This is a genomic window from Mesorhizobium sp. M5C.F.Cr.IN.023.01.1.1 (genome assembly GCF_003997585.1).
Taxonomy (GTDB): Bacteria; Pseudomonadota; Alphaproteobacteria; order Rhizobiales; family Rhizobiaceae; genus Mesorhizobium; species Mesorhizobium wenxiniae.
Window position 1 is genome coordinate 18,787 of the sequence record NZ_RZSU01000075.1, and the last position, 13,249, is coordinate 32,035.

The window sequence follows — 13,249 nt, forward strand, 5'->3', positions numbered from 1 at the left end:
TGGACCGGCAAGTGGCGTCAACGTGTTTATTATATTCAATCATTCACAACGGCTCGGACAGACACGGCATCGTGAAGTAGTCAACGGTGTGCGCGTAGGACGTCTGAATTTGAACAAGCGCTAAATCGGCATTGTGCCCATGCTGCTCGATGAGCCGCTTCATGAAGACCACTGCAGCGCTCTCCAGCTGTTGCTTGGCGCTGGCGTCTAGCGGGGGCGGTGGATTGGGCCTGGCGGGCACTTGTGAAGTATCCACTGCTGACTGCGTCACCGCGACATTGGTCACTCGCAACTCTGCCTGCCTGGCTTTGGTAGAAGGCAATTTGTTACGCCGAACTATGCCCGCTAGACGCACATACGCGATGCCTAGGGAACGGTTTCCAGCCTCGCGGGTTTGAATCGCGGGCGAACGCGTTTGAAGGCGGCATCACCATGCAACAGATCAACGACACCAAAAAGCTGCTTAAGCAGCTCGATGAGAGGGAGCGGCAAAGCCTCATCCGCATCAAAGAAACTCAAGAACTCATCGAGCAGAACCGCCGGCTGACAAAGAGATCCCGTGGAATCCTTGCGCGCGCGTCCGAACTGGCCGCCGCGCTTGGCAGGAACTAACGACCGGACTTGAGAAAGCTCCACATGTGCAGGTTTCACGGGCAAGGCGTCCAATCCTTGCGGCCGGCGTCGAGTTCATCCCCGAGAACGGGGGCGGTCCTGACGTGAGGTTGTGGACGGATCACGGTCGACGTCGGAACCGTCAAGCTAGATTAAGAATACCGCCGGCCGCGAGGCACAACGCCGCTGATCGACGAGCCGATCCATCTGGACTCTCCGCCGCAACGGGCTTGGACAGATCACGTCACGACAATCTGATCAGTGGCGAAAGCGCACTGGCGCCAGGCGCCGTCGCGCACTCCTATTGGCCAGCGTGCCGAAGCGGCTCGTCTTCGTCACGGTCGCCGCGGCCGCGGCCTGGCCACGCAGTTCGTCATGCACCGCGGCGCTAGCCTCCCCGATCTCCACCTATCGGACTTGATCGGGCCAACTCCGGCGCCGATCGCGGTGTCGCATCGGTCATCGACGGCGACACGATCGAAGTGCACGGACAGCGCGTCCGCTTCAACGGCGTCGACGCGCCCGAGAGCCGGCAGTATTGCAGCGACGCGAAAGGCTTTGACTATCAGTGCGGGCGCCGTTCGGCCGAAGCGCTGGACGCGTTCCTATCAGCCTCGAGGCCTGTCCGATGCACATTCGTAGATTGGGACCGCTACGGCCGCTTTGTCGACGACTGCCGGCACGCTGACGGCGCCGGCGTCGCAGCTTGGATGGTCGAGCACGGGCAAGCGCTGGATTGACCGCGCTACAGCCATGGCGCCTATGCGCAGCAGCAGGCGAAGGCACAAGCGGAGCGAGGGTTGGCCTGTGGGTCGGAACGTTTCAGGCGCCCTGGGAGTGGCGTGCGCAGCATGCCGATAATAAGGGGCCGGCGATCAGCCAATCACTTGGTATTATCAGCCGGCAGGTGGTGCAAGCTATTCGTGCCAGCCGCGGCGGTACTGCTCGCAGATCGGGTCGTGCGAGGAGGCTCGATGGTATCTGCACAACTGCTCTTGGGGCCGCAAACTGGATCGCGACGGCGACGGGCGAGCGTGCGAGACGCTCTGCTGAAAGTTCTTTTATCTGTGGAGAGGCGGCGGTGCCGGCGTGAGGCTGAGGAAGATTGGCGTCTAGCGCCGTTATTGCTCCGGCTACCATGCCAAAGTGATTATCTGGGACAGCTCGGCGATGTCGCCATAGATCATCGAACCTTTGTCGACAAAACACTTGTCACCGAGGACTTCAAAGAGTGAGCTTGACGCGGTGCAAACCGGCAGGTTTTTCGAATTGGCGTATGTACCGAGCGTCGCGGTTTCGACTTTGCGGTCCGCAGCTTCGGCATAGCTGACGCTGATCGCGAGCATAGCGATAGCAAGGTGGCTCGGGCGCAAGTAAGGTCGCGACATGCATCAAATTAGCACCGGCCCTTGATGGGTCTCGTCCATCGATTGGATGAAGCGGCCACCTATATTAGCAATCTATTGACTAAGACGCCGACCGCCCCAGACTCATGGAATGGCGCGGGGAATTGGGATTGGGGATCTGGTGGCGATTAAACCGTCCGCAGACGGGTCACAGAGGACCGCGTCAGCGTATCAATCCCTTCTTACGACTTCCCGCATTCGATCGTCCGGGCCGTAGCCGTCGCGGAGCATCGCCAGATCCAGCTTCTGGTTATGGTTGCATGGCGCATGATGACAGAACGCCGTCACTGTCATCCGGGCGTCGATCAGCGATTGGAATGTCCAGCCCCTTGCCATCGAGGATGAATAGCGCTGGCGTCAATGTTCCGGCAAGCCCCTAGGAGCCTCGCCAGCAGGCAACTCGCTCTCGTGCCGCAGCATCTCTTCGGCCTGCTTGCCCGCGCGGAACCAACAGTCAATGCCGTTCTCCTGTGCCGGTCAGGAAGATTCTTAATGTACAATCCATGGGTCGATCTCTGTTTCTCTGCGATGGAGGCGCAGCAGGTCATCTGGCTTCGCACATTGCGAATTGCCAAGGGAGGCAAGCCGGCAGAGCGGGAAGCTAAGCGAATGATCAGTGAAAAGATCAAGGCAGCCGGGCGGGCTGGGACAGACGTAGGAACCTGCAAACCCTCATTCGTCGTCATGTAAGCGTTATCTCCCTGACACGCTAATGATCGCGGAAGAATTCTCGGAATGGTCGGGAAGTGGCCGGCGCATCGATCTGCTCGGAGTGTCCAAGGACGCAAGACTGGTCGTTATTGAATTGAAGCCGACGGAATCCGGCGAGCAGAGTGAACTCGCGACGTGGCGGCGGATGTGAAGGCGCGACCAGCGCTATCGATGATCGGTCTCGCAAAGCAGCAATTAAGAGTTGTGCAACGAATTGATCGTATGATACGGCTGATTTAGGCGGGAGGCTTGTCGGAGAGGCGAGCCCTGAAAGGCGGATCGTCCTCACGAGAGTCCACGTGAAGGGGGAACCTATGCGGACCAGTCTTCTCGCCCGTGTGGCTTTTTTTGTCGTTTTAGCGCTATTTGTCGGCCCGGCTTTCGCTCAGACAGATACCACTCAGTTCAACGTCCAAATCACGATCAGCGCCGAATGTCAGATCAATTCGGCGACCGATCTGAATTTCGGCTCGTCGGGCGTGATCGACACTGCGGTCGCGGCATCGAGCGCTATCGCCGTTCAGTGCACCAATGGAACGGATTACGACATCGGGCTCGATGCCGGACAAGGGACTGGCGCTACCGTTGCTGCCCGACTGATGACCGGGCCGAACTCGGAAACGGTGACCTATTCCCTTTATACCGATGCAGGCCATTCCGATGTTTGGGGCGACACGATCGGAACGGATACGTTAGCGGGCACCGGCACCGGCGCCGAGCAGACTTATCCCGTCTATGGTCAGGTGCCAACGCAGGACACCCCCACAGCCGGCACCTACGCCGACGTCATCACGGTAACCTTGACCTACTAAGGCCACCCCGTCCACGCCGCCACACAGCCATTACCAGGGAGAGGGGAAATGCGGTCACTCGCCCTCATAGTCGCATGTCTTGCAGCCGTCCTTGAATTCACCGGCTCCTCGGAAGCCGCGTCGCTGCGCGTCGCACCCGTCGTGCTCGACCTCAGGGCGCCGACGGCAGCCTCCACGATCCGGATCTGGAACGATGCGCGCCGACCGATCAATGTGCAGGTCCGTGTTTTGCGCTGGACCCAGCAAAACGGCGAGGACACTTACCAGACGACGAACGATGTGGTCGCCAGTCCGCCAATCACGACGCTTCGGCCTGGGGGCGAAAATCTGGTCCGGATTGTCCGAACCTCGAAACGCCCCGTCGACGGAGAAGAGAGCTACCGGCTGGTAGTGGACGAACTGCCGGACCCGTCCCGCCGCGTGGCCGGAACGGTCGTTCTGGTCGTGCGTCATTCCATACCCGTTTTCTTCGCCACGACCGATGCCCCCGGGGCGTCTCCGTCTTGGAGCGTCCAGCAAAGGCGCGGTGGCTATCTCGTCACCGTCCGCAACCGGGGATCGATGCGACTCAAGATATCGAACCTCGCCTTGAGCAGCGGCGGCAGGGCCGTTGCGCGCCGCGAGGGACTTGTCGGCTACGCACTCGGAAACTCTACGGCGAAGTGGTTTGTGCCGGCCACCGGCCGCGGCCGGCCGTCTGGTGGTTCGGTGTCAATCTCAGCGGACAGCGAAGCAGGACGTTTTGATGCTACCGCACGCCTTACGGGCGGCTAGTGCTTCATTCTTGATGTCGATTGGGCTCCTTGCGCTGCAAGGCTCAAAAGCCTTCGCTGAATCGATCCCCTCGGCGGCAGGCGTCGGTGCAGCAGCAACACCCGTCAGCGCCTCTCGCGACCTTCAACTGGAGGTGTTCATCAACGGCACATCGACCGACCTGATTGCGGCGTTCCGGCAGGATGCCGATGGAATCTTGGCGATCGAACCGGACCAGCTGCGCAATGTCGGCATCGAACCCGGCGAAGAAGCCATGCGACCGGATGGGCTGATCGACATAGCCAAGCTTCCCCTGGTTTCCTTCGAATTCGACGAGACCGCCCAGATCATCCATTTCACCGTCGAATACGACGCGCGTTCTGCGCGCGTCATCGATGCCCATGAGCGGGCCCAGGACGACACTTCCACCGCGGACCCTCAAAGCAGCCTCGGCGCGCTCGTGACCTACACGCTGTTTGCCAGCACCGGAGGCGGCGGCATCGATGACATGTGGGCCTTCGATGGCGCATCGGGATGGTTCGAAGGTCGCGTATTCAGTCCGTTCGGCGTCCTGGCAAGCTCCTACATCGCCAACAGCTCGCCGGACGAACCCTACGGCTCGACCCGCCTCGACACGACGTGGTCCTATTCGAACCCCAAATGGCTGACCACGGTTCGCGCCGGCGACGTCATTACGGGCGGGTTGAGTTGGACCCGGCCGACGCGCCTGGGCGGGGTGCAGATCCAGCGCAACTTCGGCCTGAGGCCGGATCTCGTGACCATGCCTTTGCCCGAACTCTCCGGCTCCGCGGCCGTTCCGTCGACGGTCGATATTTATGTCAACAATGCCCAGCGCCTGTCGGAGGAGGTTCCGACCGGCCCGTTCCAGATCACCAATCTGCCGGTGGTGACGGGAAGCGGAACGGCGCGTGTCGTGGTGCGCGACGCTCTCGGACGGGAGACAGTTTCCGAAACGCCCTTTTTCGCATCGTCCGACCTATTGGCGTCGGGGTTTTGGGACTATTCGGCCGAAGCAGGCTTTGCTCGCCGGTTTTACGGCGTCGAATCCGGCGACTATGACGGGCGCCTCATGGCCTCGGGCACGCTTCGCTACGGGGTGACCGACTGGCTCACTCTCGAAGGCCATGCCGAAGGAGGCGCCGAACTCATCAATGGCGGCGCCGGTGCTGTGTTCGGCCTCGGTCCCTACGGCGTGGGATCATTCGCGGCTTCTGCGAGCAGCTACGGCGGGCAGACGGGATTTCAAGTGGCGGCCGGTGTCGAGCTTCAGCTTTGGGGCATGCACTTTTTTGCGCGAACGCAGCGCACGTTCGGAGACTACAACGACATTGCCGCGGTAACAGTCGATCCTCTCCCGCCACTGTTGCCCGATGATGACTTCCACAGCGCCGCACCGCCGCGCGCGCTCGACCAGGTCTCCGTCTCGGTTCCCCTGAGGTTCGATCCGTCCACCCTCAATTTCAGCTACACCCAGCTCAAGACGGACGAGGGTGAAAAATCCCGGATTCTCGGGCTCTCCCTCAACCGCCCGTTCGGTAACAGCGCATCATTTTTTGCAACCGCCTTCACGGACCTCGAGGATGAGGATTCGTTCGGCGCGTTCGCTGGGGTTTCGATCCCGCTCGGCAACGATATCTATGCTTCGACGGGCGTTTCCTCCGATTCCGAGGGGACGGCGGTGACGGCGGACCTGGTCAAGTCGGAAGGCAACGAGATCGGCAGTGTCGGCTGGCGGCTCCGCGACACGGAAGGCGCTTACACGGACCGTGCTGTATCCGCCAGCTATCGCGCGCCTTTTGCCCGCTTCGAGGCCGGTATCCAGCAGCACGAGGATCAATTTCGCGCAACGGCCCAGGCAGATGGTTCCGTCGTCTTCGCCGGCAGCGACGTTTTCTTTTCCAACCGCATTGATGACGCCTTCACCGTGGTCGATGCCGGTGTTCCGGATATCGACGTTCAATATGAAAACCGGCCCGCTGGCCGCACCAACCGCAGGGGCAAGCTGCTGGTGCCGGATCTACGCTCCTACGAGCCGAACCGGATCACGATCGACCCGACGAATCTGCCGATCGATGCAACGGTAGCCGGCACCCGCGAGGTCACCGTTCCGGCTGACCGCAGCGGCACCGTGGTCAAGTTCGATGTCGAGGCCGGCGCCCAAAACGCGCTTGTCACGCTCCGCGACGAGGGCGGCGAATTCCTGGAGACAGGTGCGGCCGGACAGGTGGAAGGAGGAGCCTCGGAAGGCTTCGTCGTAGGCTATGAGGGGCAGGCCTTCATCACGGGGCTCGGTCCGCAAAACCGCATCGTGGTGGATCAGCCGACCCGCGGCCGCTGCGCGGCGGAGTTCGGCTTTGAACCACGCGAGGGCGAGCAGGTCGCTATTCCCGATGCGGTCTGCCGCCCTGTCGAATGAGGAAGCCATGCCACGTCTGATCCTGCTGGCCTGCTTCCTGCTTGTGTCCGCACAGGCGCAAGCCCAGAGCTGTTCCTCCAGCGTCTCCAATGTTACTTTCGGCAATGTCGATACCCTGTCCGGCGCCGCCGCCGATACGACGGCGACCGTCAATATCAGCTGCGACGGAGGGCTGCTCGGCGCGAACTTCCGCGTCTGCCTTAACCTCAACGCCGGAACGGGCGGCGCGACTTCGGGCACCCGCCACATGCGCAATGCCGCCAACGCGGCCCTGAACTACAATTTCTACCAGGAGGCGGCGCGCTCCACGAAGTGGGGCTCGCGAGAGCAACCTGAGCTCGGCAATCCGGTGGCCGTGAACCTGTCCGCCCTGCCGCTCACCACCGCGATGGCGACGCGGACGATCTATGCGCGGGTCTCCGGCAGCCAGCAAAGCGCGACGGCTGGCCTCTACACATCGAGCTTCTCCGGGAGCCAAGTGAGCTTCAACTGGACTACTTACCTGGTTACCCCTCCCGCCTGCAGCTCAGTCACGCAGAACCCCGTCCGGCCCACCTTCACGGCGCAGGCCAATGTCATCAAGAACTGCAGCGTGACGGCGCAGAACATCAATTTCGGCAGCCACGGAGTGCTCGACGCCGCAGCCGACGCGGCCGGCGGCGTCGGGGTTACCTGCACCCCGGGCACCACCTACAATGTCGGCTTGAACAACGGGCTGAGCGGCAGCAGTCCGACGACCCGGCGTATGACGCTCGGCGGCCAGGCCGTGACCTATGGCCTCTACAAGGATGCCGCGCGCAGTCAGCCCTGGGGTGGAACTATCGGCAGCGACACCGTTGCAGGCACTGGCGCAGGCGCGACGCAGAACCTGCCGGTCTACGGCCGCGTGCCGGCGCAATCGACGCCGTCCCCAGGCACCTACACCGACACTGTGGTAGTGACGGTCACATATTGAGGCAGGCGGGCGATGCGGCCCTCTACTGCGATGCCGTGGCTCCGGGGCCGGCGTCGGGAACCTGTAGGGACGGAACCCGCGGGGCGGAGATCGCGGTTCAGTGGCGCGACCGAGACTGTACCATGGTCAAATGCAACGTCTGCTTCCGGGCAGCCGCAATGCTTTGTCGAGCAACTCGCCATCGAGAAGCCCTTTCACCGAGCAGATGGCTTCTAAGGAATGCCAGCAGCTTCAGGGCATGGGACGGGTTTAGGTGCCGAACGCCACGAGGCTAAGTTCATGCTCTGACCGCGCCAGCCATCCGAACCTCCTTTTTCAGGCCGAAGGCCCGTCATTGTGGCGCCCGGGATTTTCCGCCGAACAGAGCCACGAAATAATCTACCATCTCCGGAACCATCCTTTGGCTATATCCGGCAGCCCCGGCAAGCGAAAGCGCCTGCTTGGCGGCGTGAGACATTAGGCTGGGCACGCCCAGACCATCCGCCATCCTGCCGTAATAGCCGACATCCTTGCGCGCGTTGGCTATGGAGAAGGCCAGCATATCCGGCTTGCCATCCACCGCGTTGGCCTTGATAAAATCCATCATGCCCGACTTAAGCGGCCCAGCGGACATGACGCCGTAAAGGATTTGGCGATCGATACCTGCCTTGTCGGCCATGGCGAAAGCTTCGGACATGGCGCAGGCCGTCGTCATGGCGAAGAAGTTGTTTATCAATTTCAGAGTGTGGCCGGCGCCCAGAGGCCCGACGTGAAAGACGTTCTCGCCAAGATCCCTGAAGATCGGTTCGGCGCAGACGAAGGCTTCATGGCTGCCGGCTGCCATAATGTTGAGCTTGCCCTCCACCGCGTGCGATGGAGTGCGGCCGAGCGGTGCATCCATATAGCTTGCGCCCGTCGCCGCGACGGCCTCGCCGATCCTGATTGTCGAATCGGGCAAAGAGGTGCCGAAGTCAATCACCAGAGTTCCGCTCCGCAAGCCGGCTATGATTCCGGTCTCGCCGAACATGCGCGCCTCAACGGAGGCGGATGTATCCATGCAGAGCATCACGACGTCGCTCTGTTCGGCGAGTTCGCGCGCAGTCTTCGCTTCGGCAGCACCATCCGCCACCGCCGCGTCGACGTTCGCCCGGTTGCGGTTGGCCATTACGGTCATTGCATAGCCAAGGCTCTGGAGGCGTTTTACCATGGCGGACCCCATGAGCCCCAAGCCGACAAATCCGATGGAAGACTTCTGTTGCATCTAACACCTCTCTTGCACACTTGAGCGCGACCACCTGGTCGCAAGCAACGGTCGGGCGAGCCAGAATCTCGCTCGAATGCAACTTCTACGCGCTTTTCAGATGCCGCCGATGCGCTCATCCGACGAATTTCGCACACGGTAGGACGGCGACCGATGCGACATTGACCCTGAGAAGTCGGTAGACAATAGTACCCTTGGAGGATGAGAGCGTAAATAGAATGCGCAGCAGCACGCCAGCGACACCAGCTTTCGCAACTGCAATCGCCAATGGGAGGTAAAAGTGAACGCATTTCGACTTTTAAGAAATACGGTGGCGCTGTGTTTCGGCGCGGCTGTTGCGGCGGTAGGATTCTCGAGTCCGGCCTCAGCACAAATCAAATTGATTGGCGCGAGTCAGTTTAACGAGGACCATGCCTTTACGAAAACGATGCGCAAATTCGAGGAACTCGTTAAGGCTTGCTACACCGATGAGCCTATCGAGTTCGAAATGCACCTGAATTCCGAGCTGGGGCTCGAGAAGGACTATGTGGCCTATATGAACCAGGGCCTGTCGGTCGATTATGCCGTGGCTTCGCCCGCGCATATCTCGACTTTCTCGGCGATGGCGCCGCTGATGGACATGCCCTTCCTGTTCCGCGACGAGGACCACTGGAGGAAGGTGCTCGAGCAGGACGCGCTCAAGCCGGTCGCCGACGATATCCTCGAAAAGGCCGACATTCGGCTCCTGGGCTATGCCGGGGGCGGTACACGCAACATCTTCGCGACGAAGCCGATCACCAATATGGAAGAGTTGAAGGGCGTACCGCTCCGGATGCAGGGCGCCCCGATCTGGACGAGCGTCTTCAACGCCCTGGGCGCGGCGCCAACTGTGATCGCCTATAACGAGGTCTACAACGCCATCCAGACCGGAGTCATTCAGGGCGCGGAAAACGAGGCGGCTGGCGTCGAGCAGATGAAGTTCTACGAAGTCGGTCCGCATCTGTCCCTAACCAAGCACGCCATTACGATCAGGCCGCTGTTCATATCCAACAAGACCTACCAGCGGCTGCCGGAGGCTCTCCAGGCCTGTATCGACACGGCCGGGGCGGAAGCCGGAAAGTTTGGCCGTGATATCGAGAGCAGCGAAGACTCGAAGAAGGTCCGGGAGATGGCGGACAAGGGCTGGTTGACGACCCATGAATTCACCGAGCGGGACGCTATGTTGACCGCAGCCACACCGGTGCTCGAGAGCTACGCCGAGGAACTCGGGGCATCGGAGGTCCTGAAGGCCGTACAGGCGATCCAGTGATCGGAATTGCATGATCCTACCGGGGCTGCCCTTGTGCAGCCCCGATACGTCTTCGCTACCTCTGCTGCTGCCGCCCGAGGAAATCCATGTCACGCGTACTCGACGTCATCCATAACGTCCTGAAGGTCACGCTCAGCCTGCTCGTTGCAGGCCTGCTCATCCCGGTCACCGCACAGATCCTGTCCCGATTCATCGACGTCGTACCACGCTACATCTGGACCGAGGAGATCGCCCGGTTCTGCTTCGTCTGGATGATCATGGTTGGAGCTATGTGCGCCGTGCGCGACGGCACGCATTTCGATCTGGAGGTTCTGCCGGAATCGTCCAATCCGAAGATAGAGGCCGCCAAGCGCATTTTCGTCCATGTCATGGTCCTCGTCGTCGCCCTCATATTCATGTGGTACGGCTGGCGTCTGATGCTGTTCGGCTGGTATCAGAAATCCGAGATCGCCGCCCTGCCGATGAACTGGATGTTCGTCGCCTGGCCGCTCAGCGGGATCATCTTCGCGCTATTCATTTTCGAGAAGATAGCCAAGGAAATGGCGATTATCCGCGGGAAAGCAGCATGACCCCAGGGACCGTCGCCGGCATCATGTTTGGTGTGCTCTTTCTGCTCATCGTCCTTCGTGTGCCGGTCGCCTTTGCTCTAGCGCTCGCCTGCCTACCAATCTTCTATTTCGAGCCGCGCCTGACGCCGGTCCTTATCCTCCAGGAGATGTTCCGCTCCTACAATTCCTTCGTGCTCCTGGCCGTCCCGTTCTTCCTCTTGGCCGCCAACCTGATGAACGTGGCCGGGATCACCGACCGGTTAATACGGCTGTCACGCGCCATGGTCGGCCACCTGCCTGGCGGCCTCGGACATGTGAACGTCGTCGTCTCGATGTTCTTCGCCGGCATCTCCGGCAGTTCCACGGCGGATGCCGCCGGCATCGGCTCGCTCCTGATTCCCCAGATGAAGAAGGAGGGGTTCTCCTCGTCATTCTCGGTTGCGGTGACGGCGTGTTCGTCGGTGATGGGCGTCATCATCCCGCCCTCGATCCTGATGGTGGTCTGGGGAGGGTTGATGTCCGTTTCCATCGGCGGACTCTTCATCGCCGGGATCATTCCAGGCATCCTGATCGGGCTTGCGCAGATGGTGGCGGTTTACGTCTATGCGCGCCGCCACGGCATGGGGCTGCACGATCGCGCGAAACTGCGCGAGCTCGCAAGCGCCCTGGCCGGCGCCGGCCTAGCGCTTCTGACGCCGATCATCATCGTCGGCGGAATCGTCGGTGGGTTCTTCACCCCGACCGAAGCATCTGTCGTCGCTGCGCTCTATGCTCTGGCGCTCGGTCTCATTATCTACCGAACGGTCGGTGGTCGGAAACTGGCGCACGTTTTCTACGATACCGGCCGGTTCGCATCGATCGCGCTCTTTTGCATCGGCACTGCCAGTGCTTTCGGCTGGACGCTCGCTTATTTCCGCATCCCTGCGGCCCTAGTTGGCTATGTTCAGACACTCGACCTTGGGATTGCCGAAATGGGCTTCGCCGTGGCGATATCATTCCTCGTCATCGGCTGTTTCATCGACGCAATCCCGGCCATTATCATCCTTGGGACCGTTCTGTATCCGGTGACGCAGGCGGTGGGGATGCATCCAATCCATTTCGCCATGATCGGCATCATCAGCCTGGCATTCGGTCTGGTGACTCCTCCTTATGGACTATGCCTCCTGATTTCCTGTTCCATCGCGGGTATTCCGGTAAAAAAGGCCTTGCGTGACGTGGCGCTTATCCTTCTGCCGATGCTGGCCATTCTGATGCTGGTGATCCTGTTTCCATCGTTAACTCTCTGGCTACCGCGGCTGATGATGCCGCAATTCGTCAACTGAAACGAGCCTGGATGCCGTTGGGATTGGCACATCGGGTCGATGCCTGCAATGCCTTCACGCCAGATTCAGCCGCCTCGGTCGAGCGTTGGCGAGAATGCGTGGAAAAGGCTCTGGGGCTCGACCCTACCGATCCGATGACGCGCATTCACATGGGCGATCTTCGCGCCATTGACGGCGATATCAGCGGGACCGCAGAGGAACACGACCGGGCGCTGGCCAGCCCTGGCACCTAATCACGCCGATGTGCTGTCGATGCTTGCCTCAAGCCGGGCGCTCGTGCGCGGAAATCCGGAAGAAGGCTGTGCTCTTGCCGAATGGGCGCTTCGCCTCAATCCGCAGGCTCCGAGTTGGTACTACGCACAGCTCGCCCGCGCCCGGTTCGTCGCCGGTCGGTATGCCGACAGTCTATCGTCGCTGCGCAAGAGTCCGCCCGATAATCCCGTCAGAGATCACGCGCATAGGTGAGGAAGACGGCAGGGTGACCGTCGATCTGGGACCGCTGGTGACGGTCGACGTTGATAAGGTCAGGCTGTTGGAGAAATACCGGCCGCCGAAACGCAAGAAGCCGCTGCGTGACATGGTGGACTAGCCTTGTCGATCATTGCCCCTTTGCCTTCGCATAGCCTGTCGGTGTCGTGGGCGGCGGAATTAGCCGGCTTTGCCGGCCCGTACTTCGTTTGCATGTATCGATTTTACATTAGAGTTAGCTCATAAATCACCTGCCAGACGAGCACCCCCAAGGCTCACTGGTCAGGCTCAGCGGCTTCTCCCCCCTAATCCCAGCCGCTGGGCCGCCCCGCCATAGCCGAGCGTGTTGCTGATATCGCGTCGCACGCTTCATTCGGTGGAACGTGACAGGCCGGTGGCGGCCTAGGGATTTGTAACCTCATCCCCAAGCGCGCGAGAAAGGCTCGCCGCACACTTCAAGAACTCGTCAGATCGGAACGGGAAGCTCAATTATCCTCCCAGAAATCCTGCAGCGAGGCATGCCGGAGGTCCTCCTCGCCGCGCAGGTGCTTGACGCGGCCTATCAGCCCCGGCTTGACCCACTGCGTCGCCGGACGCTTCATCCCCTTAGGCGGCGGCCCGGCGTGCTCCTGGACACGCTTCCACAGGCGCTCGCGGATCGCCCGGCTCGGATTGATGAAGGCCGATCCAACATATT

Annotated in this window: 15 protein-coding genes and 1 pseudogene; 12 read left to right on the forward strand and 4 right to left on the reverse strand. The window is 61.1% G+C overall.

The genetic code is table 11. The features are described from left to right. Positions 1-43 precede the first annotated feature (43 nt). Positions 44-286 carry a hypothetical protein gene (locus EOA78_RS25000; protein ID WP_127317442.1) on the reverse strand — a complete coding sequence of 81 codons (243 nt, stop codon included), beginning with the start codon at positions 284-286 and terminating at the stop codon, positions 44-46. Between the two features lie 146 nt (positions 287-432). Here EOA78_RS25000 and EOA78_RS25005 point away from each other — a divergent pair, with 146 nt between their 5' ends. Both EOA78_RS25005 and EOA78_RS37270 read left to right on the forward strand, forming a co-directional pair. Beyond that, positions 433-612, forward strand: a complete 180-nt coding sequence (locus EOA78_RS25005) for a hypothetical protein (protein WP_127317443.1) — start codon at positions 433-435, stop codon at positions 610-612. Positions 613-1,094: 482 nt separating this feature from the next. Continuing rightward, positions 1,095-1,352: a thermonuclease family protein gene (locus EOA78_RS37270; protein ID WP_281034065.1), complete on the forward strand. Its 258-nt coding sequence runs from the start codon at positions 1,095-1,097 to the stop codon at positions 1,350-1,352. 393 nt (positions 1,353-1,745) lie between these two features. Here EOA78_RS37270 and EOA78_RS25020 read toward each other — a convergent pair whose 3' ends face one another. Further along, complete coding sequence (locus tag EOA78_RS25020) at positions 1,746-1,958, reverse strand: hypothetical protein (protein ID WP_245477728.1); 213 nt, start codon at positions 1,956-1,958, stop codon at positions 1,746-1,748. Positions 1,959-2,426: 468 nt separating this feature from the next. Between EOA78_RS25020 and EOA78_RS36165 the strand changes: the two genes are divergently transcribed. The 6 genes from EOA78_RS36165 to EOA78_RS25040 all read left to right on the forward strand — a co-directional run bounded on the left by EOA78_RS36165 (position 2,427) and on the right by EOA78_RS25040 (position 7,686). Next, positions 2,427-2,708 (forward strand): hypothetical protein, encoded by a 282-nt coding sequence (locus EOA78_RS36165; RefSeq protein WP_164783924.1) that lies wholly within the window; start codon positions 2,427-2,429, stop codon positions 2,706-2,708. Positions 2,709-2,730: 22 nt separating this feature from the next. Next, on the forward strand, positions 2,731-2,880 hold the full coding sequence (locus EOA78_RS36170) for a hypothetical protein (RefSeq protein ID WP_164783925.1): 150 nt from the start codon (positions 2,731-2,733) through the stop codon (positions 2,878-2,880). Between the two features lie 163 nt (positions 2,881-3,043). Then, positions 3,044-3,541: a spore coat U domain-containing protein gene (locus EOA78_RS25025; protein WP_127317445.1), complete on the forward strand. Its 498-nt coding sequence runs from the start codon at positions 3,044-3,046 to the stop codon at positions 3,539-3,541. A 48-nt stretch (positions 3,542-3,589) separates the two neighbouring features. Further along, positions 3,590-4,315 (forward strand): molecular chaperone, encoded by a 726-nt coding sequence (locus EOA78_RS25030; RefSeq protein WP_127317446.1) that lies wholly within the window; start codon positions 3,590-3,592, stop codon positions 4,313-4,315. Between the two features lie 13 nt (positions 4,316-4,328). Then, entirely contained in the window at positions 4,329-6,731 is a 2,403-nt protein-coding gene (locus EOA78_RS25035; protein ID WP_245477730.1) for a fimbria/pilus outer membrane usher protein, read from the forward strand. 7 nt (positions 6,732-6,738) lie between these two features. Then, a complete protein-coding gene (locus EOA78_RS25040; protein WP_127317448.1) occupies positions 6,739-7,686 on the forward strand; it encodes a spore coat protein U domain-containing protein in 948 nt (315 codons plus the stop codon). Between the two features lie 331 nt (positions 7,687-8,017). Here EOA78_RS25040 and EOA78_RS25045 read toward each other — a convergent pair whose 3' ends face one another. Then, entirely contained in the window at positions 8,018-8,926 is a 909-nt protein-coding gene (locus EOA78_RS25045) for an NAD(P)-dependent oxidoreductase (protein ID WP_127317449.1), read from the reverse strand. 310 nt (positions 8,927-9,236) lie between these two features. On the opposite strand from EOA78_RS25045, the gene EOA78_RS25050 reads away from it, so the two are divergent. The 4 genes from EOA78_RS25050 to EOA78_RS36175 all read left to right on the forward strand — a co-directional run bounded on the left by EOA78_RS25050 (position 9,237) and on the right by EOA78_RS36175 (position 12,317). Beyond that, positions 9,237-10,214 carry a TRAP transporter substrate-binding protein gene (locus EOA78_RS25050; RefSeq protein WP_127317450.1) on the forward strand — a complete coding sequence of 326 codons (978 nt, stop codon included), beginning with the start codon at positions 9,237-9,239 and terminating at the stop codon, positions 10,212-10,214. 86 nt (positions 10,215-10,300) lie between these two features. Beyond that, positions 10,301-10,783, forward strand: coding sequence for a TRAP transporter small permease (locus EOA78_RS25055; RefSeq protein ID WP_127317451.1), 483 nt, complete (start codon positions 10,301-10,303; stop codon positions 10,781-10,783). Then, complete coding sequence (locus EOA78_RS25060; RefSeq protein ID WP_127317452.1) at positions 10,780-12,084, forward strand: TRAP transporter large permease; 1,305 nt, start codon at positions 10,780-10,782, stop codon at positions 12,082-12,084. Before EOA78_RS25055 ends, EOA78_RS25060 begins: the two co-directional genes overlap by 4 nt. Positions 12,085-12,095: 11 nt before the next feature. Next, a complete protein-coding gene (locus EOA78_RS36175) occupies positions 12,096-12,317 on the forward strand; it encodes a hypothetical protein (RefSeq protein WP_164783926.1) in 222 nt (73 codons plus the stop codon). 720 nt (positions 12,318-13,037) lie between these two features. Here the strand turns inward: EOA78_RS36175 and EOA78_RS25070 are convergent. Next, positions 13,038-13,249: pseudogene (locus tag EOA78_RS25070) on the reverse strand (ATP-dependent DNA ligase); the annotation flags it as partial.

What these genes read in the sequence shown, in the direction of transcription:
- EOA78_RS25005 (WP_127317443.1), top strand. Translation starts at nt 433, where the DNA reads ATGCAACAGATCAACGACACCAAAAAGCTGCTTAAGCAGCTCGATGAG.
- EOA78_RS25020 (WP_245477728.1), bottom strand. Translation starts at nt 1,958, where the DNA reads ATGCTCGCGATCAGCGTCAGCTATGCCGAAGCTGCGGACCGCAAAGTC.
- EOA78_RS36170 (WP_164783925.1), top strand. Translation starts at nt 2,731, where the DNA reads ATGATCGCGGAAGAATTCTCGGAATGGTCGGGAAGTGGCCGGCGCATC.
- EOA78_RS25025 (WP_127317445.1), top strand. Translation starts at nt 3,044, where the DNA reads ATGCGGACCAGTCTTCTCGCCCGTGTGGCTTTTTTTGTCGTTTTAGCG.
- EOA78_RS25030 (WP_127317446.1), top strand. Translation starts at nt 3,590, where the DNA reads ATGCGGTCACTCGCCCTCATAGTCGCATGTCTTGCAGCCGTCCTTGAA.
- EOA78_RS25035 (WP_245477730.1), top strand. Translation starts at nt 4,329, where the DNA reads ATGTCGATTGGGCTCCTTGCGCTGCAAGGCTCAAAAGCCTTCGCTGAA.
- EOA78_RS25040 (WP_127317448.1), top strand. Translation starts at nt 6,739, where the DNA reads ATGCCACGTCTGATCCTGCTGGCCTGCTTCCTGCTTGTGTCCGCACAG.
- EOA78_RS25045 (WP_127317449.1), bottom strand. Translation starts at nt 8,926, where the DNA reads ATGCAACAGAAGTCTTCCATCGGATTTGTCGGCTTGGGGCTCATGGGG.
- EOA78_RS25055 (WP_127317451.1), top strand. Translation starts at nt 10,301, where the DNA reads ATGTCACGCGTACTCGACGTCATCCATAACGTCCTGAAGGTCACGCTC.
- EOA78_RS25060 (WP_127317452.1), top strand. Translation starts at nt 10,780, where the DNA reads ATGACCCCAGGGACCGTCGCCGGCATCATGTTTGGTGTGCTCTTTCTG.
- EOA78_RS36175 (WP_164783926.1), top strand. Translation starts at nt 12,096, where the DNA reads ATGCCGTTGGGATTGGCACATCGGGTCGATGCCTGCAATGCCTTCACG.